20 protein-coding genes and 1 tRNA gene are annotated in these 22,556 nt (G+C 71.5%); 18 read left to right on the top strand and 3 right to left on the bottom strand.

The genetic code is table 11. The annotated features are described in order from the left end of the window. Positions 1 to 13 precede the first annotated feature (13 nt). A complete protein-coding gene (gene ndk / locus ACEN9V_RS05175) occupies positions 14 to 433 on the top strand; it encodes a nucleoside-diphosphate kinase (RefSeq protein WP_281267377.1) in 420 nt (139 codons plus the stop codon). Positions 434 to 545: 112 nt separating this feature from the next. Here the strand turns inward: ndk and ACEN9V_RS05170 are convergent, their stop codons facing one another. Beyond that, complete coding sequence (locus ACEN9V_RS05170) at positions 546 to 1,415, bottom strand: DsbA family protein (RefSeq protein ID WP_413602400.1); 870 nt, start codon at positions 1,413 to 1,415, stop codon at positions 546 to 548. A 94-nt stretch (positions 1,416 to 1,509) separates the two neighbouring features. Then, positions 1,510 to 2,109 carry a vitamin K epoxide reductase family protein gene (locus ACEN9V_RS05165; RefSeq protein ID WP_413602399.1) on the bottom strand — a complete coding sequence of 200 codons (600 nt, stop codon included), beginning with the start codon at positions 2,107 to 2,109 and terminating at the stop codon, positions 1,510 to 1,512. A gap of 337 nt (positions 2,110 to 2,446) precedes the next feature. Between ACEN9V_RS05165 and ACEN9V_RS05160 the strand changes: the two genes are divergently transcribed. Further along, positions 2,447 to 5,341 carry an Rne/Rng family ribonuclease gene (locus ACEN9V_RS05160; protein ID WP_413602398.1) on the top strand — a complete coding sequence of 965 codons (2,895 nt, stop codon included), beginning with the start codon at positions 2,447 to 2,449 and terminating at the stop codon, positions 5,339 to 5,341. Positions 5,342 to 5,343: 2 nt separating this feature from the next. Beyond that, complete coding sequence (locus tag ACEN9V_RS05155; protein ID WP_413602397.1) at positions 5,344 to 6,213, top strand: hypothetical protein; 870 nt, start codon at positions 5,344 to 5,346, stop codon at positions 6,211 to 6,213. An 83-nt stretch (positions 6,214 to 6,296) separates the two neighbouring features. Here the strand turns inward: ACEN9V_RS05155 and ACEN9V_RS05150 are convergent, their stop codons facing one another. Beyond that, positions 6,297 to 6,569, bottom strand: a complete 273-nt coding sequence (locus tag ACEN9V_RS05150; protein WP_281267382.1) for a DUF4031 domain-containing protein — start codon at positions 6,567 to 6,569, stop codon at positions 6,297 to 6,299. 171 nt (positions 6,570 to 6,740) lie between these two features. On the opposite strand from ACEN9V_RS05150, the gene rplU reads away from it, so the two are divergent. From rplU to ACEN9V_RS05075, 15 genes are all read left to right on the top strand, one after another. Then, complete coding sequence (gene rplU / locus ACEN9V_RS05145; RefSeq protein ID WP_281267383.1) at positions 6,741 to 7,049, top strand: 50S ribosomal protein L21; 309 nt, start codon at positions 6,741 to 6,743, stop codon at positions 7,047 to 7,049. Positions 7,050 to 7,061: 12 nt separating this feature from the next. Further along, complete coding sequence (gene rpmA / locus ACEN9V_RS05140) at positions 7,062 to 7,313, top strand: 50S ribosomal protein L27 (RefSeq protein ID WP_071298800.1); 252 nt, start codon at positions 7,062 to 7,064, stop codon at positions 7,311 to 7,313. A gap of 125 nt (positions 7,314 to 7,438) precedes the next feature. Next, on the top strand, positions 7,439 to 8,959 hold the full coding sequence (gene obgE / locus ACEN9V_RS05135; protein ID WP_413602396.1) for a GTPase ObgE: 1,521 nt from the start codon (positions 7,439 to 7,441) through the stop codon (positions 8,957 to 8,959). 7 nt (positions 8,960 to 8,966) lie between these two features. Then, entirely contained in the window at positions 8,967 to 9,785 is an 819-nt protein-coding gene (gene proB, locus ACEN9V_RS05130; protein ID WP_413602395.1) for a glutamate 5-kinase, read from the top strand. Positions 9,786 to 9,880: 95 nt separating this feature from the next. Beyond that, positions 9,881 to 11,146: a glutamate-5-semialdehyde dehydrogenase gene (locus ACEN9V_RS05125; RefSeq protein WP_413602394.1), complete on the top strand. Its 1,266-nt coding sequence runs from the start codon at positions 9,881 to 9,883 to the stop codon at positions 11,144 to 11,146. 41 nt (positions 11,147 to 11,187) lie between these two features. Continuing rightward, a complete protein-coding gene (locus tag ACEN9V_RS05120; RefSeq protein WP_281267387.1) occupies positions 11,188 to 11,388 on the top strand; it encodes a hypothetical protein in 201 nt (66 codons plus the stop codon). An 11-nt stretch (positions 11,389 to 11,399) separates the two neighbouring features. After that, complete coding sequence (nadD, locus tag ACEN9V_RS05115; protein ID WP_281267388.1) at positions 11,400 to 11,999, top strand: nicotinate-nucleotide adenylyltransferase; 600 nt, start codon at positions 11,400 to 11,402, stop codon at positions 11,997 to 11,999. Continuing rightward, on the top strand, positions 11,996 to 13,423 hold the full coding sequence (locus ACEN9V_RS05110; RefSeq protein WP_413602393.1) for a hypothetical protein: 1,428 nt from the start codon (positions 11,996 to 11,998) through the stop codon (positions 13,421 to 13,423). Before nadD ends, ACEN9V_RS05110 begins: the two co-directional genes overlap by 4 nt. A gap of 99 nt (positions 13,424 to 13,522) precedes the next feature. Next, on the top strand, positions 13,523 to 13,897 hold the full coding sequence (gene rsfS / locus ACEN9V_RS05105) for a ribosome silencing factor (protein ID WP_281267390.1): 375 nt from the start codon (positions 13,523 to 13,525) through the stop codon (positions 13,895 to 13,897). A gap of 101 nt (positions 13,898 to 13,998) precedes the next feature. Next, positions 13,999 to 14,074 (top strand) — tRNA-Ala (locus ACEN9V_RS05100). 70 nt (positions 14,075 to 14,144) lie between these two features. Then, on the top strand, positions 14,145 to 15,068 hold the full coding sequence (locus tag ACEN9V_RS05095) for an aldose 1-epimerase family protein (RefSeq protein WP_413602392.1): 924 nt from the start codon (positions 14,145 to 14,147) through the stop codon (positions 15,066 to 15,068). Beyond that, complete coding sequence (locus tag ACEN9V_RS05090; protein ID WP_413602391.1) at positions 15,047 to 16,594, top strand: anthranilate synthase component I family protein; 1,548 nt, start codon at positions 15,047 to 15,049, stop codon at positions 16,592 to 16,594. The genes ACEN9V_RS05095 and ACEN9V_RS05090 overlap by 22 nt, the downstream gene beginning before the upstream one ends. A gap of 76 nt (positions 16,595 to 16,670) precedes the next feature. After that, on the top strand, positions 16,671 to 17,510 hold the full coding sequence (locus tag ACEN9V_RS05085) for a hypothetical protein (RefSeq protein WP_413602390.1): 840 nt from the start codon (positions 16,671 to 16,673) through the stop codon (positions 17,508 to 17,510). Next, on the top strand, positions 17,507 to 19,126 hold the full coding sequence (locus ACEN9V_RS05080; RefSeq protein WP_413602389.1) for a DNA polymerase Y family protein: 1,620 nt from the start codon (positions 17,507 to 17,509) through the stop codon (positions 19,124 to 19,126). Before ACEN9V_RS05085 ends, ACEN9V_RS05080 begins: the two co-directional genes overlap by 4 nt. A gap of 13 nt (positions 19,127 to 19,139) precedes the next feature. Beyond that, positions 19,140 to 22,550 (top strand): error-prone DNA polymerase, encoded by a 3,411-nt coding sequence (locus tag ACEN9V_RS05075; protein WP_413602388.1) that lies wholly within the window; start codon positions 19,140 to 19,142, stop codon positions 22,548 to 22,550. Positions 22,551 to 22,556 lie beyond the last annotated feature (6 nt).

Below are 22,556 nucleotides of genomic sequence, written 5' to 3'. Positions count from 1 at the left end.
CAGGGAGTACTGCGTGTCCGACTTCGAAGAGACCCTCGTCCTCGTCAAGCCCGACGGCGTCGCCCGCCAGCTCACCGGTGAGATCCTCCGCCGGATCGAGGCCAAGGGCTACGAGATCGTCGACCTGAAGATGCTGACGGCGCCGCGTGACCTGCTCGACGCGCACTACGAGGAGCACCAGGGCAAGCCGTTCTTCGAGCCGCTCGTCGAGTTCATGCAGTCCGGACCCGTCGTCGCCGTGCGCGTCGCGGGCAACGGTGCGATCGCGGGCTTCCGCTCGCTCGCCGGCACCACCGACCCGACGAGTGCCGCACCCGGGACGATCCGTGGTGACCTCGGTCGTGACTGGGGTCTCAAGGTGCAGCAGAACCTGGTGCACGGCTCGGACAGCACCGAGTCCGCCGCGCGCGAGCTCGGCCTCTGGTTCGCCTGAGCCCGGCGCAGTTCGCACAACGAAAAGCACACCGCACCACGGAGACCCGTGGTGCGGTGTGCTTTTCGTTGTGCGGGGGAGCGGAGCGCATCCGCGCCGAGCCGCAGACCGTCTAGTTCTTGACGGCGCCGCCGTTCTGCTCGACGAACGCGGCGAACGCGTCGGCGTCGGTCCAGGCGTTCGTACCGGTCGCGTTGTACTGCTTGCCGTTGACGATCACCGTCGGGGTGCCGGTGAGCTTGTCGAGGCTCGAGTTCGCGAGCGGCTCGGTCAGGACGCGGTTCGTGGCGTCCGCGACCCACCCGGCGAACTTCTGGTCGGTGATGCACGAGGCGACGTTCTTGTTCGTGGCTCCGGCGTCCTTGGCGATCGAAGCCAGCTTGGCGTTCGTGAGGCCGCGGGTGCCCTCTGACGGCTGGTTCTCGTAGAACGCGGTGTTCACGTCGAGGAAGGCGTCGGGGTCGTAGTTCGCGACGCAGGCGGCCGCTGCTGCCGAGCGCGTGGAGTACTTGGAGCCGAGCGAGGACCGGTCGAGCAGGTTGAACGGGTGTACCTCGAGCGTGGCGGAACCGCTCTTCACCCACTGCTTGATCTGGCTCATGTTGCCGGTCTCGAACTGGTTGCAGATCGGGCACATGTAGTCCTCGTACACGGTGATGTTCGCGACCGAGTCGTCCTGCTTGGTGGCCGTCGGCTTGCCGCCCTCGGGGATGCCCTTGGTCTCCACCGGCACGATCTTGCCGTTCTGCCCCTGCAGCACGATGCCGTCGCTGGCCATGTTCTTGGGCCCGGGGCCAGCCGGCTGGATCGAGTTCGCGATGACCAGCACGACGACGGCGACGACGGCGAGGGAGCCGACGATGATGCCGCTGATCGTCAGCGTCTTGTTGCGGCGCTTGCGGGCCTTCTCCTTCGCGCGCTGGGCGGCGGCGCGCTCCCGGGCCGCGTTCCTGCGAGCCTTCTTGCTCTCGTTGTCGCTCATCGAGAACGAGCGTAACGGCTGCCGACGCGCCCGAGGGCCGCCCTGGCTGAGAAGAGTCCAGGAATCAGGTGACGTGTCACCGAGTGCTATGGGATCAGAAGATCGACAGCACCGTCGGGAACTTGATGATGATCACGACGACGATGAGCAGGTAGTTCGCCAGTGGGAACGCCCAGCAGAACGGCAGCAGCGCCTTGCCGACGCGGCGTGCTCCGGGACCGAACGTGCCGCGGGACATGTTCCAGATCGTGAAGACCCAGAACATCGGGATGGTCATCGACCACACGAGCATGCACCACGGGCAGAGCGCGCCGATGAACCACACGGTCTGCGTGAAGAGCCAGGTGACGAAGACCCAGGCCAGGAAGACCCCGGCGTTGAACGCGACCCAGAACCACCGCGAGCCGCGGAACCCGGCGAGCATCACCACAGCCACCGCGATCGGTGCGACGAAGCCCATCAGCCCGAGCAGGGGATTCGGGAACCCGAGGAGGTGCCCCTGCCAGCTCGCCATCACGTCCGAGCAGCTGATGAACGGGTTCACGTCACACGACAGGACCGTGTCCGGGTTCGCGTACTTCTTGAACTCGTCGATCGTGAGCGCGAAGGCCCCGTACAGACCCACCGCCCCCGTGACGAGCAGCAGGATCGCGATCGCGACCGGACGACGGGTGGTGGGTGCAGTCGTACTCACGCCGACATCATGACATGGCGGTCTGCGCCTTCCCGGGCCTCGCGTGCGATGATGGGGAGGTCACGCGGCCGATCCGTGTGACGACGAGAGCTTTCCGGGCGCATGCCCGGACGATCAGGCGCGGTGAGAGCGCGCCGTGACCGGACGACGCGTCACTCCGACGCCGAGCCGAGTGGAGCCGGGTGCTCCGCACGGATCGCGCGCGGACCGCATGAAGATGTCGACGCCGGACGGTCACGAACCCAGCGAGTGCGGGCGGCGTGGCCGCCCCCCGCCACAACAACAGAGTTCCCGCCGCCCCTCGGGGTGAGGGCGGGGTCGAGGAGTGCACCAGCACATGGTGGAGCAGAACGAGAACAACACGAACAACGACGAGAACGCACCGAAGCGACGGGGCCGCCTGTTCGGCGGCCGCCGCGCACGGTCGGCCGGCAGCCTGGAGGCCCGTGGTGGCGCCCAGCCGTCGACCGACGCGGTCGAGACGGTCGCCGTCTCGGGCACCGAACCGGTCGCGCAGACCGGCACCGGTTCCGGGACGGACGCCGCGGCGGACGCGACGCCCGTGACGGACGCGAGCACCGCCTCCCGTCCGGAGGTGACCGAAGTTGCGACGGACGCGACCAGCGAGGTGTCGGTCGAGGTCTCGGTCGTCACCGGCACGACGGACGCGCACGACGTCAGCACGCTCACCGGCGACCTGCCGGTGGTCGCGGCGGAGGCCGAGGCGACCGCGGTCGCGGAGTCCGGCGCCGACGACACGGACGCGTCCGCGGTCGTCGCCGAGCAGCCGGAGGAACCGGTGGCCGAGCCGGCCGCGGAGCCCGTCGTGCCGAAGGCGACGTCGACGCTCAGCCTGATCTTCCACGCCCCGGTCCTGCCGGAGCTCCCGCAGCGTGCGGCGCGCCCCGAGCGGGACGACCGCTGGGACGACGAGGACGACCGCGACGAGCAGGGCGGTGGCAGCCGCCGCCGTACCCGTCGTCGTGGCTCGAGTGCCGACCGCGAGCCGCGTGAGCCGCGCGACCACCAGGAGCCCCGCCGCCGCGAGGTCGAGTACATCACCGAACCGCAGAAGGTGAAGGGCTCCACCCGTCTCGAGGCGAAGAAGCAGCGCCGCCGCGACGGCCGTGACGCCGGACGTCGTCGTCAGGTCGTGACCGAGGACGAGTTCCTCGCCCGTCGCGAGAGCGTCGACCGCCAGATGATCGTGCGCTCCTCCGCGCAGAAGATCGAGATCGGCGTCATCGAGGACAACGTCCTCGCCGAGCACTACGTCACCAAGTCGCACAACGTGTCGCTCATCGGCAACGTGTACCTCGGCAAGGTCCAGAACGTGCTGCCCTCGATGGAGGCCGCGTTCGTCGACATCGGCCGCGGGCGCAACGCCGTGCTCTACGCAGGCGAGGTCGACTGGAACTCCGTCGAGACCGGCAACCACGGCCGACGCATCGAGGCCGCCCTGAAGCCGGGCGACAAGGTCCTCGTGCAGGTCACGAAGGACCCCGTCGGCCACAAGGGCGCCCGTCTGACGAGCCAGGTCTCGCTGCCCGGCCGGTACCTCGTGTACGTGCCGAACGGCTCGATGAACGGCATCTCGCGGAAACTCCCGGACACCGAGCGTGCCCGCCTGAAGAAGATCCTCAAGGAGGTGCTGCCGGAGCACGCGGGCGTCATCGTCCGCACCGCTGCCGAGGGCGCCACCGAGGAGCAGCTCACCCGCGACGTGCAGCGCCTCACCGCGCAGTGGGAGGCCATCCAGAAGAAGGTGGCGAACGGGCACGCCCCGGTCATGCTGCACTCGGAGCCGGACCTGCTCGTCAAGATCGTGCGTGACGTCTTCAACGAGGACTTCACGAAGCTGATCATCGACGGCGACGCCGCCCGCGGCACGATCGAGGAGTACCTCGACGCGGTCGCGCCGGACCTCAAGGACCGCGTCGAGATCTACGACGGCCCGGACTCCTTCGAGGAGTACCGCCTCAACGAGCAGATCGAGAAGGCGCTCGACCGCAAGGTCTGGCTGCCCTCGGGTGGTTCGCTCGTCATCGACCGTACCGAGGCCATGACGGTCGTCGACGTCAACACGGGCAAGTTCGTCGGCTCGGGGGGCAACCTCGAGGAGACCGTCACGAAGAACAACCTCGAGGCAGCCGAGGAGATCGTCCGCCAGCTCCGCCTGCGCGACATCGGCGGCATCATCGTCGTCGACTTCATCGACATGGTGCTCGAGTCGAACCGCGACCTCGTGCTGCGCCGACTCATCGAGTGCCTCAGCCGCGACCGCACGAAGCACCAGGTCGCGGAGGTCACCTCGCTCGGCCTCGTGCAGATGACCCGCAAGAAGATCGGCGTCGGGCTCCGCGAGTCCCTCGCGGAGGTCAACGCGCAGGTGAACGACAACAACGCGGACCCCGGTCCCTCCAAGGGCCGTCGCAAGGGTCGTGGCGGTTCGGGTGGCACGTCGGGCAACGGCGGGTCGAACGGCAGCAACGGCGGGTCGGGCAACGGGTCGAACGGCAACGGGTCGCACGACCAGAAGTCGTCGCAGGCGCACCAGATCACCGACGACGTCAAGAACGCGCTGTCACGGATCGCCGCGTCGACCATCCCGCACGACGAGCCCGCCGACACCGGCGTGGCCTCGCCCGTGTCGGCCGCCTCGGCTCCTTCCGAGTCACCGGTGTCGCCCGTCGTCGCTCCGGCAGCCGAGTCGACCGAGGGCGAGTCCTCGGGTGGCGCGAAGCGTCGTCGCCGTCGTGGTGGCCGCGCGAGCTCCGAGCAGACCGCCCCGGCGTCCACCGACGGCGTGCTGACGATCCCGGCCGCCGCCTCGGCTGCTTCGACTGATTCGTCCGCATCGGCCGGTTCGTCCGCTTCGGCCGATTCGTCCGATTCCGTCGCGGATGCGCCGGTCGCTCCCGCGGCGCCCGTCGTCGAGGCCCCGAAGGAGAGCGCGCCGATCCGTCGACGGGTGTCGTCCTCGACGCCCGTGACGCCGGCGGACACCACCGTCGCGATCCTCGACATCCCCGTCGCGGTCACCAAGCGCGAGCCGCGCAAGGCCCCGGACGCCGACTCCCTGCTCGACTCGGTGCTGCAGGCGCTGCCCGAGCCGAAGCAGCCGGGTCAGGGACGCGCTCGCTCGCGTCGGGTGTCGTCCGGCAGCATCAGCGCGCCGGCCAGCGCCGACGAGGGCACGACCGACGACGGCACCGTGATCCTGGGGAACTGACGGTGACGAACCCCGAGCAGCGTCCGCAGCACGACCGCGGGTACTACGGCGCCGGGTGGCAGCAGCAGCACCAGCCGCCGCTGCCACCCCAGCAGCCCGCCGGTGCCCAGGCTCTCGGTACCGGGCCCTCCGCACCGCCGCGTCCGCCGCGGCGTGCGGGGGACCCGACCAGGGCCTTCGCACCCGGTGCCTCGGCGGCCACCGTCGCCGGTGCGGCCATCGCGGTGGTCGGGCTCATCGCCATCCAGGCGGTCTCGGGACTCATCGGCCTGCTCGGCACGAGCATCACCGTCAGCCCGTTCCAGTCGTACGGCGGGCAGAGCGTCATCCTGAGCTTCGCGACGGGGGTGTTCCTCAGTCCGTTCCCGTTCTACGCGGGGGCGTTCCTCGGGCTCGCGTTCCTCACGCCGATCACCCGTCGGAGCCCGTTGCCGGTGGTGCTCCTCCGTGCCGTGCTCGGCGGGGCGGCCGGCACGGTGGCGCTCGCGCTCGTCGGCGTCTTCACGGGCGCGTACGGGACGATCGCCGCCGGTCCCGGACGCCTGGTCATCGACGTCGTCACGGCGCCGTTGCAGCGCGGTGTGCCGCTCACGGCGATGCTCCTCGCGACGGCGACGGTGGCGTGGCTCTGGCTCGGGCGTCCACGCGGCGCGCGGCCCGGGCCGCACGCGGGCATGCCCGGCACGGTGCGCCCCGCCGACGCGGTCCCGCCCGCGACGGTGCAGCCCCCGCAGCCGTCGTCGTTCGCCCCGCAGCCCCCGCAGCAGGCGGCCCAGCAGCACGGCCAGCAGCAGGGCCAGCCGTACCCGCAGCAGCAGCCGTACGGCCAGCAGCCCCCGTCGAACCCGTGGGGCCCACCGCCCGCACGCTGACGGGCTGCCGGCGCGACCACGGGACGGACGCGACCGACCGGGCGGACGCGCACCGAGCCTCCAGGCCGGCGCGCCAGCGCGGTCTAGAAGACGCGCTTGTCCCGCTGGGCGACCCGCAGCCCGCTCGCGATGAGCCGCAGCACCAGCTCGCGGCCGGTGACCGGCGTCGCACCGAGCGCCACGAGCTCGTCGTACCGCGCGAGCGGCACGTCGTAGTGGTCGTGGTCGAACGCACGCCGGGGAACACCGGCCCGTGCAGCGAACTCGTGGAGTTCCGCGTACGATAGGTCACTGACGAGGTGCGACCACACGGTTTCGTGTGCGGGCCACGTCGGTGGGTCGATCAACACGGTCACTCCGACAGACTACGTGTGTCGCCGTTTGACCGGACCCATGGGCATCGAGTATTCTCGATCCCTGGTGTCAACGGGCGGTTCTGCCTGTGTCGTCGATCCCCAGTCAGACTGGGCAGATCGCGCCTGGGCACCCGAGACTTCCCTCAAGCAGAGTTACGTAAGGATTTCCACGTGGTTTACGCAGTAGTGCGCGCCGGCGGCCGTCAGGAGAAGGTCGAGGTCGGCACGATCCTCACCATCGATCGCGCCAAGGCCGATGACAAGGGCAACATCGAGCTCGCGCCCGTGCTCCTCGTGGACGGTGACAACATCACCTCCGCCGCGACCGACCTGGCCAAGGTGACCGTGACCGCCGAGGTGCTCGAGGACCTCCGCGGCAAGAAGGTCGTCATCCAGAAGTTCAAGAACAAGACCGGGTACAAGAAGCGCCAGGGTTTCCGCGCTGAGCTGACCCGCGTCAAGATCACCAAGATCGCGTAAGGGAGTCTCCTCATGGCACACAAGAAGGGTGCGAGTTCCACTCGCAACGGTCGCGACTCGAACGCACAGCGCCTCGGCGTGAAGCGCTTCGGTGGCGAGGTCGTCAACGCCGGTGAGATCATCGTCCGCCAGCGTGGCACGCACTTCCACCCGGGCGCCAACGTCGGCCGCGGTGGCGACGACACGCTGTTCGCCCTGGCCGCCGGCTCGGTCGAGTTCGGCACCAAGGGCGGCCGCAAGGTCATCAACATCGTCAACGCGTAGTACCCACCACAAGCGCTGCTGACGACATCGCCGCCGCGTGAGCGGACAGCGACGCAAGTCTCAGGAGGAGGGGCAGGCCGAGTGCCTGCCCCTCCTTCCCATTTCTACGAAAGTGTGAACAACCGATGGCGACGTTCGTCGACGACGTGATCCTGCACCTCAGCGCGGGGAACGGCGGCAACGGCTGCGTGTCCGTTCGTCGCGAGAAGTTCAAGCCACTGGCCGGCCCGGACGGCGGGAACGGTGGAGACGGTGGCGACATCGTCCTCGTGGCCGACCCGCAGGTGACGACGCTGCTCGGGTACCACCGCTCACCGCACCGCTCCAGCCGCAACGGCCAGCCGGGCATGGGCGACATGCGCAGCGGCATCTCCGGCGAGGTCCTCGAGCTGCCCGTCCCCGTCGGCACCGTGGTCTTCGAGGAGAACGGCGACCTGCTCGCCGACATGACCGAGCCCGGGATGCGCGTCGTCGTGGCCCAGGGCGGTCAGGGTGGCCTCGGCAACGCCGCGCTCGCGACGACGAAGCGCAAGGCGCCGGGGTTCGCACTCCTCGGGACCGAGGGGGAGTCCGGCGACGTCCGGCTCGAGCTCAAGACCATCGCCGACGTCGCACTCGTCGGGTACCCGAGCGCCGGCAAGTCCTCGCTCATCGCCGCGGTGTCCGCCGCGAAGCCGAAGATCGCGGACTACCCGTTCACGACCCTCACCCCGAACCTCGGGGTCGTCGAGTCCGGTGAGGTCCGCTTCACCGTCGCCGACGTCCCGGGCCTGATCGAGGGCGCATCGGAGGGCAAGGGCCTCGGCCTCGAGTTCCTCCGGCATGTGGAGCGCTGCGAGGTGCTCCTGCACGTCATCGACTGCGCCACGCTCGACCCCGGTCGCGACCCGATCAGCGACCTCGACGTGCTCCTCGGCGAGCTCGAGCGCTACCCGGTGCCCGAGGGACAGGTCCCGCTCGCCGAGCGCCCCCAGCTCATCGCGCTCAACAAGGTCGACGTGCCCGATGCCGCGGAACTCGCTGCCTTCGTCACGCCCGAACTCGAAGCGCGCGGCTACCGCGTCTTCTCGATCTCGACCGCGTCGCACCAGGGCCTCCGCGAGCTGACGTTCGCCCTCGCCGACATCGTCGAGCAGGCCAGGGCCACCGCCTCGGCCGAGCCGGTCCAGGAGCGCATCGTCATCCGTCCGAAGGCCGTCGACGCCAAGAGCGGGTTCACCGTTCGTGCCGAGGGCGGCGAGGAGCACCGCTTCTACCGCGTGCGCGGCACGAAGCCGGAGCGCTGGATCCAGCAGACCGACTTCACCAACGAGGAGGCGATCGGCTACCTGGCCGACCGGCTCGCGAAGCTCGGTGTCGAGGACGGGCTCTTCAAGGCCGGAGCCGTCGCCGGGTCGACCGTCGTCATCGGCGGCGAGGGCGGCATGGTCTTCGACTGGGAGCCGACGCTCACGTCGACCGCCGAACTCATCACGAGCGCCCGCGGCACGGACGCCCGTGTCGACATGAACATGCGTCCGACCCGCAACCAGCGGCGCGAGGAGTACTTCGAGCGCATGGACGCCAAGGCCGCCGCGCGCGCCGAACTCGAGTCGGAGCGCAAGTCCGGGCTGTGGGCGGACGAGGACCCCGCGGAAGAGGACTGACCAGCACATGACCGACACGACCGACCAGACCGCCCTCGGCCCCGTCACGTCGCGCGAGGACATCCCGCGCGCTCGACGGATCGTGGTCAAGGTCGGGTCGTCGTCGGTCAGCGGTCCGAACACCGGGCAGATCGGTGCGCTCGTCGACGCCCTCGCCGCGGCGTACGGACGGGGCACCGAGGTCGTCCTGGTGTCGTCGGGTGCGATCGCGACGGGGTTCCCGTTCCTCGGGCTCGAGGGGCGTCCCGACGACCTCGCCACCCAGCAGGCGGCGGCGGCGACCGGGCAGAACGTGCTCATGTTCCGGTACCAGCAGCAGCTCGACCGGCACGGTGTCGTCGCGGCGCAGATCCTCCTCACCGCCGGTGACCTGCAGAACCCGACCCACCGTGTGAACGCGCAGCGGGCCATCGACCGGTTGCTGGCGCTCCGGGTGCTGCCCATCGTGAACGAGAACGACACCGTGGCCACCCACGAGATCCGCTTCGGCGACAACGACCGGCTCGCGGCCCTCGTCGCACGACTGCTCGGCGCAGACGCCCTCGTGCTGCTCTCCGACATCGAGGCGCTGTACACGCGGCCCCCTGAGCAGCCCGGTGCCGAGCGGATCGACGCGGTACCGTTCGGCGACGAGCTCGCCGGGGTCACGTTCGGGTCCGTCGGCGCAGCGGGCGTCGGCACCGGGGGAGCGGGGACGAAGGTCGCTGCCGCCCGGCTCGCAGCGGAGGCCGGGACGTCCGTCCTGGTCACCGACACCGCGCTGGTCGCGCAGGCGCTGGCCGGCGAGCACGTGGGCACCTGGTTCCACGCGGCGCCGCGTTCCTGAGCCGGTCCGGACACGCGGACTGGAGGCTCTGGTCGACCGGTCCCGTCGGCTCGCGTCCGCCGTCATCCGGACCCGGGCAGACCTACAATCGAGCCATGTCGCTGACCGCTCCCGCACCGACCCTCTCGGACAAGCTCGTCGCGTCCCGCGCGGCGGCGGCGTCTCTGGCGACCGCCACCACTGCGGCGAAGGACGCGGCGCTCCGCGCGATCGCCGTGGCGGTCCGTGCCGCGACCGACGAGATCGTCGCGGCGAACCACGGCGACCTGGTCGCCGGTGAGGAATCCGGCCTGACCGGCGGGCTGCTCGACCGGCTGCGACTCGACCCGGCCCGCATCGAGGCCCTCGCGGCGGCGGTCGAACACGTCGTCGGACTCACCGACCCGGTCGGGCAGTCGGTCCGCGGCTCGGTCCTGCCGAACGGACTGCAGCTGTCCCAGGTCCGCGTGCCGTTCGGCGTCGTCGGCGCGATCTACGAAGCACGTCCCAACGTCACCGTGGACATCGCGAGCCTGGCGCTGAAGAGCGGCAACGCCGTCGTCCTGCGGGGTGGGTCAGCGGCGCAGCGCACCAACTCCGTGCTCGTCGCGCGGATCCAGGACGCCGTCGAGTCGGTCGGGTTGCCACGCGACCTCGTGCAGACCATCGACGAGTTCGGGCGGCAGGGCGCCACGGAGCTGATGCGCGCCCGTGGGCTCGTCGACGTCCTCATCCCGCGGGGGAGCGCCTCGCTCATCCAGACGGTCGTGACCGAGTCGCAGGTGCCGGTGATCGAGACGGGTGCCGGCGTCGTGCACGTGTACCTGGACGAGTCCGCCCCGCTCGAACGGTCGGTGGACATCGTCCTCAACAGCAAGGTGCAGCGCCCGAGCGTGTGCAACGCGCTCGAGACCCTGCTCGTGCACCGCGGTGCGGCGGAACGCCTCCTGCCGACCCTCGCGGGACGGCTGCGCGCGGCGGGGGTCACCCTGCGCGGCGACGAGGAGACCCGTGCGATCGTGCCGGGTGTGCTCCGTGCGACGGATGTCGACTGGGCGACCGAGTCGATGGACCTCGACCTCTCGATCCGGGTCGTGCCCGACGTCGACGGCGCGATGGCGCACATCGCGAAGTGGTCGACGCACCACACCGAGTCGATCGTGACGAACGACGTCGACACCGCCGAGCGGTTCATCGCGGCCGTCGACTCCGCCGTGGTGATGGTGAACGCGTCGACGCGGTTCACCGACGGCGGGGAGTTCGGCTTCGGCGCCGAGGTGGGCATCTCGACCCAGAAGCTGCACGCACGCGGGCCGATGGGGCTGCCGGAACTGACCAGCACGAAGTGGGTCGTGCGCGGACAGGGTCAGATCCGCGGCTAGACTGGTCCGCAGTCTTCCTCGACCGATCGGAGCACCGCAGCATGACCCTCCTCGCAGAAGCCGCCGAGCACGCCTCGGGGGTCCCCGCGTTCATCTTCCCGGTCGTGGCCGCAGCGTTCTTCACGCTCCTCGGGTTCGTCACGTGGTCCTTCCGTGACGTCGCGTACCGTCACTCGAACAAGTTCGAGGCCACCCGCACGCACGAGACCGGTGTGGACGAGTTCGGCCACACGAAGATCTGACGCGCTGCTCGATGCTCGAGAGCTCGGGGCGGCCCCGCATCGGTGTGATGGGTGGCACGTTCGACCCCATCCACCACGGCCACCTCGTGGCCGCGTCCGAGGTCGCCAAGTCGTTCGACCTCGACGAGGTCGTCTTCGTCCCCACCGGACAGCCCTACATGAAGTCGGGCGTCACCGACGCCGAACACCGGTACCTGATGACGGTCATCGCGACCGCGTCCAACCCGATGTTCACGGTGAGCCGCGTGGACATCGACCGGCCGGGCCCGACCTACACGGTCGACACGCTCCGCGACCTGCACGACCAGCGGCCCGATGCGCAGCTCGTCTTCATCTCCGGCGCAGACGCCGTCCAGCAGATTGTCGACTGGAAAGACCATGATGGCCTCTGGGACCTCGCGCACTTCGTCGCGGTGACCCGCCCGGGTCACAACCTCAGCATCACCGGACTACCCGAACGCGACGTAAGCTTGCTCGAAGTCCCCGCGCTGGCCATATCGTCGACCGACTGCCGCGACCGGGTGAGACGCGGAAACCCCGTGTGGTACTTGGTCCCCGACGGTGTCGTCCAGTACATCACCAAGCACCATCTGTATCGGAGCGTTGCATGAGTCCGTCCGACGCGCAGCCGCCACTGTCGCGGCGCCAGGCGCGCGAGCGTGAGCGCGCGGCGAACGCCGGCGCGCAGCCCGTGACCCCGCCGCCGACCGTGGCTTCGGAGCCCGTGTCCTCGGGGACCGCCTTCTCGGACACGCCGACGTCGGCCGACGCCGGGCGTCGTCGCCCGGGGTCGCACGTCGCGCCCGCGGCCGCCGCACCCGTCCAGGCGCCCTCCTCTTCCGCGGTCCCGCCGCAGGCGTCGGCCGGGGTCCCGTCGCCGCCACCGGCGTCCGCGACCGAGATCGTGCCGGGTACCGGCGGACTGACCCGTCGGCAGATCCGCCAGATGCGTGCGGCCGAGGGGCAGGGCGTCCGTCCCGTCCCGCTGCAGAACCCCACGCCACAGTCCTCCGACCGCACCGTGCAGGACGTCATCGGGACCGTCGGTTCCCTGTCGCCCGACGAGCGAGCGGCAGCGCCGACCGCTCCGTCCGGGTTCGCCGGGTCGAACGCGCCGGTCACATCCGCCACGGACGACGAGCCCGGAGCCGTCCCGGAGTCGTCCGGTCCGACCCAGCTCGACCCGGCCGCCGTCGAGCAGGCCACCTCCGCCGACGGCTCGCCGGACGACCTCGAACCCCTGGACGAAGCCGCGGCGCACGCCGAGGAGCCGCGCCGCCACCGCTCGACGTGGGCACCGCAGGCGGACGCCGACGACCTCCCCGAGGCGCAGCCGGTCGATGACATCGTCGCTCCGGCGGACGAGCAGCCAGCTGCCTCGGCCCCCGGCGTCTTCCCGCTCTCGCTCGACGCAGACGACGACGACACGAACGAGGTCCCGATCCAGTCGCCCGAGGCGCAGGACGGATCGATCTCGCAAGACGAGCCCACGCCGGCGCCCGCCGGCTCCGCCTTCCGTCGCCCGGTCGAGCCGAAGCCCGTCACCACCGCGTTCGAGGCGCCGACGGGGCACTGGTCCACCCAGGCACACGACTCGCACGACGCCGAGGTGCACGACGAGGAGACCGGCACCCGCCGTGTCGCCGAGACGCGCACCAACGCGCTGATCCTGCCGAACTCCGCCCTCGCGGACCCGACCGGTGCGCTGAACGCCACCGGCGAGGTCATCCTCACCGGCTCGATCGACCTGCCGGCATCGCTGTCCTCGACCGGGTCGCACCGGCCGATCGACGGCGCCGAGGTCGACCGCCTGCTCGACCAGCACGACGAGCAGCCCGAGACCGATGCCAGCCCCGTCCGGGCGAGCCGTGCGGTGTCGAGCCACACCTCGACCCGCCAGGTGGTGCTCGCCGCCGCGAAGCCGAAGGAGTCGCGCACGCCGCTCATCCTCGGCATCACCGTGAGCGCTGTCGGCGTGGCTGCGGCGGCCGTGATCATCGTGGCCCTCGTGACGACGAACTTCTTCGGGTCCTGACGTCCACCGTCGGGTACCCATCCCTCGCCGCCGTCGGTGGTGTGACCTATGATCGTGTCCCATCCGGCAGAAGTGTCGGATGACAACCGGAAGGACTCCGTGACCGCCTCTCCTCGCGCACTGGAACTCGTACAGATCGCCGCCGGCGCCGCTGACGCCAAGCAGGCAGACGACCTCGTCGCGCTCGACGTGACCGGGCCCCTGCAGCTCACCGACGTGTTCCTCCTGGCCACCGGGCGCAACGAGCGCAACGTGATGGCCATTGCGGACGAGGTCGAGGACCGGATGCTCCAGGCCGGCGCGAAGACCCTGCGTCGGGAAGGCCGGAGCGAGGGCCGCTGGGTCCTCATCGACTTCGGCGACGTCGTCGTGCACGTCTTCCACGAAGAAGACCGTCAGTACTACTCGCTCGAGCGCCTCTGGTCGGACTGCCCGACCATCCCGCTCGAGATCCCGGCCGAGCACACCGCGTAGTCCCGTCTCCGACGCGCCCGGGGTCCCGCCTCGATTTCGCTCCCCGGGTCGCGCATGGTGTACGCTGCACTGGTGCCTCCGGGAAGTCGGAGAAACGAAATGGGTCTGTGGCGCAGCTGGTAGCGCACCTGCATGGCATGCAGGGGGTCAGGGGTTCGAGTCCCCTCAGATCCACCACCGAAGCCCCGCTCTCCACAGGAGAGCGGGGCTTCTTCGTTGTGTTCTGCGCTCCCACTACGCTGATCGCATGAGCAACGACGCCCCGCTGTCCGGTTCGCAGCTGACCATCTCGGCCGCCGGCTACACCGCCGAGATCGCGACGGTGGGGGCGACCCTCCGCTCGCTCCAGCACCGCGGCCGCGACCTGGTCGTGCCGTTCGCCGCCGACGAGGTCCGTCCGGTGTTCCGTGGCGCAGTCCTCGCGCCGTGGCCGAACCGGGTCGTCGACGGCCGCTACACCTTCGACGGACAGGAGCACGAGCTGGCCCTGTCCGAACCCGCACGCGGGCACGCGCTGCACGGCCTCGTCGGGTGGACCGACTTCGCCGTCGCGCTCCACGAGCCGGACCGCGTCGTCCTGATGACGACGATCGCGCCGCAGGCCGGGTACCCGTTCCGCGTCGTGGTCCACGTCGAGTACCGGCTCGACGCCGGGGGACTGCACACGACGATCACGGGGAAGAACACCGGGGACGATCGTGCACCGTGGGGGGCCGGTCCGCACCCGTACCTGAGCGCGGGCGAGGGGACCGTGGACGACTGGACGCTGACGCTGCCGGCGGCCGAGGTCCTCGAGGTCTCCGCGGACCGGCTGATCCCGACGGCACTCGTCCCCGTGCACGACGAGTTCGACCTCAGGACCCCGACCGCGATCGGCCCGCGGTTCATCGACCACGCCTTCACCGGCTTCGACCGCGACGCCGACGGCACCGCGACGATCGCGCTGACCGCCCGCGACGGACACGGCGTCCGGGTGACGTTCGGGCCGGAGTGCCCGTGGGTCCAGGTGCACACCGCCGACCACGTCGTCCCCGAGTACCACCGCGCCGGTCTCGCCGTCGAGCCGATGACGGGTGCGCCCGACGCCTTCAACGCGGGCACCGAGCGCGGGCTCGTCGTGCTCGACCCCGGCGCCGCACACTCCGCCGCATGGACGATCGCCGCGATCTGACCTCGGGAGCCGGTTCCCCGCGCATCGAGATCCGGCAGCTCGACGGCGTCGACCCGGTGTCGTTCGCCGGCACGCTCCGGGGCGACGTCGTCTGGCTGGACTCCTCGGTGCCCGCCGGGGCGCCGGACAGCGCGCGCGACCGGGCACGCTGGTCGGTCCTCGCGCCGTGTGACGGCGCGTTCACCGCCCGGTTCCGGCACGAGGACCGGCGTGCGCACCTCGACGTGTCCATGCCGCTCCTGGCATGGTTCGGCGCGTCCCGCTCCGAGGACCGTCCGGCCTTCGACGTCCTCGCGGACCTGCTCGCGCTGACGCCCCGACTCGCCGAGCCGTTCCCGGGGCTGGGGTTCGCGCTCGGGTGGGTCGGGTTCCTCGGCTACGAGCTCGGTCGTGAGTCCGGCGGTCCCGACCGCACCGCGGACGGACACGCGGACGCGGACCTGCGGTTCGTCGACCGCGCCGTCGTCGTCCGCGCCGACGGCGCGGCATGGGCGCTCGCGCTCGTCGACGACGCGGAACCGGACGCGTCGGCGGCGAACCGGGCATGGCTCGAGACGGTGGCGGACGGCGGACCGGCGGCCGACGTTCGGGACGTGCCCCCGAGCCTCCCGTCCGGTCCGGCGAGCGGCCGCGTGTCGCGCGCCGCCTACGAGACCGCGGTCGACGCGTGCCGCGCCGAGATCCGCGACGGCAACGCGTTCCAGGTCTGCCTCACCACCGCCTTCTCGGTGCCTGGCAGCGGACGGGAGGCCCTGGCTGGTCCCGGTACGGACCCGCACCTGGTCGAGTACCTGCGGATGCGCGCGGCGGACCCCGTCCCGTTCGGTGCGTACCTGCGGCTCGGCCCGCTGCGCGTGGCCAGCAGGTCGCCGGAGCGGTTCCTGCGGATCGGCGCGGACGGCAGGGTGCTCGCCGAGCCGATCAAGGGGACCAGGCGGCGGCTCACGGACCCCGAGGCGGACCCCGCGGCAGATCTCGCGGTGCGGGACGAGCTCGCGGCGAGCGTCAAGGACCGCGCGGAGAACGTGATGATCGTCGACCTGCTGCGGAACGACCTGCTCCGCACGGCGGTGCCCGGTTCGGTGCACGTCGACCGGCTGTGCGCGGTCGAGACGTACGCGAGCGTCCACCAGATGGTCTCGACGATCGGTGCCGTGTTGCCGGAGGGCGTGTCGCGGGCGGACGTGGTCCGTGCGGCCTTCCCGCCTGGTTCGATGACCGGTGCGCCGAAGACCAGCGCGATGGCGATCGCATCGCGGCTCGAAGGCGGCCCACGCGGGGTGTACTCCGGGGCGATCGGGTACTTCTCGACGAGCGGGGCGGTGGATCTGTCGGTGGTGATCCGCACACTGGTGACGGTGCTCGACGACGGTGGTGCTGCCGGGTTGCGGACTGCGGTCCGGTCGCGGACGCTCGGTGCCGGGGGAGCGGTGACGTGGTCCTCGGTCGCCGGTGACGAGGCGGACGAGGCCCTGACGAAGACCCGGTCGGTGCTCGGCAGCATGGGGGTCGTCGCCGACTGGTAGCCGCCCGAGTCGTGTTCGAAGACGTGTTCGAATCGTTGTCCACAGAATGTCGGTCCCGATTGACATCATCGAACACGTGTTCGAACATGATGTGATGCAGACGGCGGCGGCACTCCGGTCGCCCGGGGCTCGCGCACCGCGCCCCGGGCTGGACGGTGCTGTGCGGGACGGTGCTGCGCGGGGCGGTGCTGCGCGTGGGGCTGACCACATCGCTGATGCGCGGGCGGCGCTCGACCGGATCACGTCCCTGCGGTCGCGGGTCGCCGACATGGAAGCCACGCGTGTCGACACCGCTGGACTCCCCACCGCCCCGGCGCTCGAGCCGCTGCTGCCAGGCGGGGCGATCCGTGTGGGCGGGACCTACGCCGTGCCGGAGTCCGTCCTGCTCGCGATGACCATGCTGCAGGCGGCCTCGGCGGCGGGGGCGTGGTGCGCCGTCGTGGGCGTGCCGTCCTTCGGCGTCGAGGCAGCAGCTGCCGCCGGCATCGACCTCGAACGACTCGTGCTCGTGCCGGATCCCGGCGACCAGTGGCTCGCGGTGACCTCCGCGATGGCCGACGTCGCGCAGATCGTGCTCACCCGCCCGCTCGGGCGGGTGGTGCCAGGTGACGTCGCACGGCTCTCCGCGCGGCTGCGGCATCGCGGTGCGGCACTGGTCGCGCTCGGTTCCTGGCCGGGCGCCGACGTCACGCTGCGGGTGACGTCGTCGTCGTGGAGCGGTATCGGGCAGGGACACGGGCACCTGACGGAGCGACGTGCCACCGTGACCGCGACCGGTCGAGCCGGTGCGGTGCGTCCGGTCAGCGCCGAGCTGCTGCTCCCGGCGGCGGACGGCGTCGTGCGCGCAGCGGTCCAGGCGCCGGTGGCGCTCCCCGGCGACACGCGTGGCTTCCGCCCCGTGGCGGTGGCGTCGTGATCGGGCGCGGGCGGGTCCGTGCCGACGCACTCGTCCGGGGCGCCGCGATGCCGGAGCCCCCACCCACCAGGACGATCGTGCTCTGGTGCCCCGACTGGCCGGTCATCGCGGCGGCCCGTGCAGCAGGGGTGCCGCCGGAACAGCCCTTCGCCGTGGTGTCGAAGGGGCAGGTCTTCGCGAGTTCGGCCTCGTCCAGGCAGTCAGGCGTCGTGCGCGGACTCCGCGTGCGCGAAGCTCAGGCGCGCTGCCCGGAGCTCGTCGTGCAGCCCTACGACGAGGGCCTCGACCACCGTGCGTTCGAACCGGTCATCCGCGCGGTCGAAGCGGCGGTCCCCGGGGTCGAGGTCCTGCGACCGGGCACCGTCGCGCTGCGCTCCCGTGGCCCGGCGCGCTACTACGGCGGCGAGCGGGCAGCGGCGGCGACCCTCGCGGGCATCGCGGCGGACCACGGTGCCCCCGCGGTGCGTGCCGGGGTGGCGGACACACCGTTCGCGGCGGACCAGGCGGCACGTGCCCGGCCGGTCCGCCCGGGGGAGCGCGTCCGGATCGTGCCCGTCGACGGCTCGGCGGAGTTCCTCGCCGACCTGCCGCTCGCCGTCCTCGGCGACGCCGACCTCGCGATGGTGCTCGGGCGGCTCGGCATCGCCACCCTCGGGGAGTTCGCCGCGTTCACCGACGAGCAGGTCCGCGACCGCTTCGGGGTCGCCGGCGCGTTCCTGCACCGGCTCGCGGGCGGACGCGACCCGCGGGAGGTCTCGTCGCGGCCGGTCCCGCCCGAACTCCGGGTGGAAGCCGCGTTCGAGCCGCCGCTCGACCGTGCCGACCAGATCGCGTTCGCGTTCCGGCGGACGGCAGACGACTTCGCCGCCCGGCTCCGTGCCGCGGGGCTCGTCGCGACGACCATCCGCGTCGGCATCGTCGACGAGCGGGACATCCTGCTCGAACGCACGTGGGCGCACCCGCGCTGGTTCGACGCCGCCGACGTGGTCGACCGGGTGCGCTGGCAGCTCGCCGGCGGCGTCGACCCGACCGGGCTCGAAGCCCCCGTGACCTCGGTCGTGCTCGAACCGGTCGCGGTCGACGACATGGCGAACCACGAGCGCGGGCTGTGGGGGTCCGGGCCGGACGAACGTGTGCACCACGGCCTCGCCCGCGTGCAGGGCATGGTCGGTCACGACGGGGTGGTGACGCCGCGCGTCGGTGGTGGCCGCACCCTGTCCGAGCGGGTCGTGCTCGTGCCGTGGGGCGATGCTCCCGCCGCCGACCTCGCGTCCGTCGCCGACCGTCCCTGGCCGGGCAAGCTGCCGGGGCCGCCGCCGGCGACGGTGCTCGAACGGCCGCGTCCGGTGGACGTGGTGGCGTCGGACGGCGGCAGCGTCGACGTCGACGACCGCGGGGTGCTCTCCGGAGCGCCGGAGCGGTTCCGCGCCGAGGCGGACCGCGGTGGCCGGTTCGCCCCGGTCACGGCGTGGGCGGGGCCGTGGCCGCTCGTCGTGCGCTGGTGGGACGCCGGCGGACGACGACTGCACCGGCTGCAGCTCGTCGACGCCGAGGGACGCGCCTGGTACCTCGTGCTGGCGGACCACCGGTGGTGGGCGGAAGCGGTGGCGACGTGAGCGGGGGTGCCTGATGGGCTACAGCAACCCACCGATCCCGTGGTCGGAGTTCGAGCGCGCCCTGTCCGACAAGCGGAGCCCCGGTTCCACGAACGCCGGCGACGGCGGGGACAGCCCGGCGTGGTCCAGGAAGCGTGCGCCGTACGTCCCCGCGGAGCCGACGCAGTCCGACGGTCCGCCCGCCGTTCCCTACGCCGAACTGCACGCGCACTCGACCTTCAGCTTCCTCGACGGCGCGAGCCAGCCGGAGCACCTCTTCGAAGAGGCCGCCAGGCTGCGCCTGCACGCCCTCGCGCTCACCGACCACGACGGCTTCTACGGCGCCGCCCGGATGGCAGAGGTGGCAGAGGCCTACCCGGCCGTCGGCACCGTGTACGGCACCGAGCTGTCCCTCGGACTCACCGAACCGCAGAACGGCGTCCCCGACCCCGAGGGCTCGCACCTGCTGTTGCTCGCCGACGGCCAGGACGGCTACCACCGGCTCGCCGGCGCCGTGACGAGCGCGCACCTCGCGGCCGGGTCCGAGAAGGGGCGCCCGCGGTACGACCTCGACGACCTCGCGTCCCGCGCGGACGGACACTGGCGGGTGCTCACCGGCTGCCGGAAGGGCACCGTGCGCCAGGCGCTCGAGCAGGGCGGGGAGTCGTCGGCGGAGACGGCGCTCCGCGTGCTCCTCGACCGCTTCGGGACCGGCAACGTCGTGGTGGAGCTGCTCGACCACGGCGACCCGCTCGACAGCGCCCGCAACGACGTCCTCGCCGCCCTCGCCGCCCGGCACGCGCTGCCGGTCGTGGCCACCGGCAACGTGCACTACGCCACCCCCGACCGCTTCCCGGTGGCCACCGCCCTCGCCGCGGTCCGGGCCCGGCGCAGTCTCGACGAGATCGACGGCTGGCTGCCGGCAGCCGACTCGGCACACCTGCGATCCGGCGCGGAGATGGCCAGGCGGTTCGCCCGCTACCCCGGCGCCGTCGAGTACAGCGTGACGCTCGCCGACGAGCTCGGGTTCCGGCTGAAGACCGTCAAACCGGGGCTGCCCGACCTCGACGTGCCGGACGGCCACACGGCGATGTCGTGGCTTCGGGAACTCACCTGGGCCGGGGCACGGCGGCTGTACCCGGGCAGTGCGGACGGGGTCGACCCGCACAAGCGGCAGCGCATCGAACGCGAGTTGTCCGTGATCGAGGACAAGAACTTCCCCGGGTACTTCCTCATCGTCCGCGACATGGTGCAGTACGCCCGGGGACGGGGGATCCTCTGCCAGGGACGCGGGTCGGCGGCGAACTCGGCGGTCTGCTACCTGCTCGAGATCACGGCGGTCGACTCCATCCGGTACGGGCTGCCGTTCGAGCGGTTCCTGTCGGCGATGCGCGACGAGGAACCCGACATCGACGTCGACTTCGACTCGGACCGCCGCGAAGAGGTGATCCAGTACGTCTACGAGAAGTACGGCAGGTACAACGCCGCACAGGTGGCGAACGTGATCACCTACCGGCCGAAGGGCGCCGTGCGGGACATGGCGAAGGCGCTCGGGCACAGCCCCGGCCAGCAGGACGCCTGGTCGAAGCAGGTCGAGCGGTGGGGCTCGGTCACCGAGAGCGAGGACCACGACATCCCCCCGGCGGTCGTCGGGCTGGCGAGCGAGGTCCTGGGGTTCCCGCGGCACCTCGGCATCCACTCGGGCGGGATGGTGCTCACCGACCGTCCCGTGGGCGAGGTGGTGCCGATCGAGCACGCCAGGATGGACGGCCGCACGGTCCTGCAGTGGGACAAGGACGACTGCGCGTACATGGGCCTCGTGAAGTTCGACATGCTCGGGCTCGGCATGCTCGCGGCGCTGCAGTACTCGTTCGACCTGGCTGCCGAGCACTGTGGGGAACGCTGGGAGATGCACTCCATCCCGAAAGAGGAGCAGGGCGTCTACGACCAGCTCTGCCGCGCGGACACGATCGGGGTGTTCCAGGTGGAGTCACGTGCGCAGATGGGCACGCTGCCCCGGCTGCTCCCGAGACGCTTCTACGACCTCGTGATCGAGGTCGCGCTGGTCCGACCCGGGCCGATCCAGGGCGGTGCGGTGCACCCCTACATCCGTCGGCGCACCGGTGAGGAACCCATCACCTACCTGCACCCGGCACTCGAACCCGTGCTCGAACGCACCCTCGGCGTACCGCTGTTCCAGGAGCAGCTCATGCAGATGGCGATCGCGGTCGGCAACTGCTCCGGGGACGACGCCGACCTGCTGCGCCGGGCGATGGGGTCCAAGCGCGGGCACGAGAAGATCGACCGGCTCCGCGACAAGCTCTACGCAGGGATGGCCGACAACGGCATCCACGGCGCCGACGCCGATGCGATCTACGCGAAGATCCAGGCGTTCGCGAACTTCGGGTTCGCGGAGAGCCACTCGATCAGCTTCGCGCTCATCGTCTACGCCAGCGCGTGGATGCGGCTGCACTACCCCGGGGCGTTCCTGGCGGCACTCCTCCGGGCGCAGCCGATGGGGTTCTACTCGCCGCAGACCCTCGTCGCCGACGCCAGGCGGCACGGGGTGACGGTGCTCCGGCCGGACATCCTGCGCTCGGGTGTCGACGCGACGCTCGAGCCGACGGGGGAGCCGGCGCCGGCGACCGACGACGCGTGCCTCGACCCGGAGCAGGCACCCGTGCTGCCGTTCGACAAGGCGCTTCCCGACGACACGGCGAGACACCGCCGTGACGGTGCGTTCGCCGTGCGCCTCGGACTCGCCGAGGTCGCGTCGCTCGGACGGAAGAGCGCCGAGCGGATCGTCGCCGAGCGCGATGCACACGGACCGTTCGCCGACATGTCCGACCTCGCCCGCCGGGTCGGGCTGACCACCGCGCAGCTCGAGGCGCTCGCCGCCGCCGACGCGTTCGCACCGTTCGGAGTCGACCGCCGGGGTGGGATGTGGTCGGCGGCGCAGGCCGCCGCCGAGCGTGCCGACCAGCTGCCGGACACGCAGGTCGTCGTGCAGCCGCCGCTGTTCGGGCAGATGACCAGCGGGGACGTCCTCATCGCGGACATGTGGTCCACGGGCATGACGACGGACGACCACCCGGTCCGGCACGTCCGCGACCGGCTGCGTGCGAAACGGGTGCTCAGTGTCGGGGACCTCGCCGCTGCGGAGACCGGACTGCGGATCGAGGTGGGCGGGATCGTCACGCACCGGCAGCGACCGGCGACCGCATCCGGCATCACGTTCATGAACGTCGAGGACGAGACCGGGCTGGTGAACGTGATCTGCAGCGTCGGGGTGTGGGGACGCTACCGACGAGTCGCCCGTGAGTCGCCGGCGGTGATCGTGCGGGGCATCCTCGAGCGGTCCCAGGACGGCGTGGTCAACGTGGTCGCGGACCGCATCGAGCACCTGCCGCTCGCGGTGCGCACCCGCTCGCGGGACTTCCAGTGAGCGCAG

It is taken from the genome of Curtobacterium sp. Curtsp57, assembly GCF_047324335.1.
Classification (GTDB): Bacteria; Actinomycetota; Actinomycetes; order Actinomycetales; family Microbacteriaceae; genus Curtobacterium.
Note: the sequence above shows the minus strand (reverse complement) of the source record. Positions and strands in the feature narration are given on the sequence as shown.

Bases quoted from the DNA above. Each gene is read 5' to 3' on its own strand.
- ACEN9V_RS05110 (WP_413602393.1), top strand. From the start codon at position 11,996: ATGAGTCCGTCCGACGCGCAGCCGCCACTGTCGCGGCGCCAGGCGCGC.
- obgE (WP_413602396.1), top strand. From the start codon at position 7,439: ATGGCGACGTTCGTCGACGACGTGATCCTGCACCTCAGCGCGGGGAAC.
- ACEN9V_RS05075 (WP_413602388.1), top strand. From the start codon at position 19,140: ATGGGCTACAGCAACCCACCGATCCCGTGGTCGGAGTTCGAGCGCGCC.
- proB (WP_413602395.1), top strand. From the start codon at position 8,967: ATGACCGACACGACCGACCAGACCGCCCTCGGCCCCGTCACGTCGCGC.
- ACEN9V_RS05170 (WP_413602400.1), bottom strand. From the start codon at position 1,415: ATGAGCGACAACGAGAGCAAGAAGGCTCGCAGGAACGCGGCCCGGGAG.
- ACEN9V_RS05160 (WP_413602398.1), top strand. From the start codon at position 2,447: ATGGTGGAGCAGAACGAGAACAACACGAACAACGACGAGAACGCACCG.
- ACEN9V_RS05090 (WP_413602391.1), top strand. From the start codon at position 15,047: ATGGACGATCGCCGCGATCTGACCTCGGGAGCCGGTTCCCCGCGCATC.
- ACEN9V_RS05095 (WP_413602392.1), top strand. From the start codon at position 14,145: ATGAGCAACGACGCCCCGCTGTCCGGTTCGCAGCTGACCATCTCGGCC.
- rpmA (WP_071298800.1), top strand. From the start codon at position 7,062: ATGGCACACAAGAAGGGTGCGAGTTCCACTCGCAACGGTCGCGACTCG.
- ACEN9V_RS05125 (WP_413602394.1), top strand. From the start codon at position 9,881: ATGTCGCTGACCGCTCCCGCACCGACCCTCTCGGACAAGCTCGTCGCG.
- ACEN9V_RS05120 (WP_281267387.1), top strand. From the start codon at position 11,188: ATGACCCTCCTCGCAGAAGCCGCCGAGCACGCCTCGGGGGTCCCCGCG.
- nadD (WP_281267388.1), top strand. From the start codon at position 11,400: ATGCTCGAGAGCTCGGGGCGGCCCCGCATCGGTGTGATGGGTGGCACG.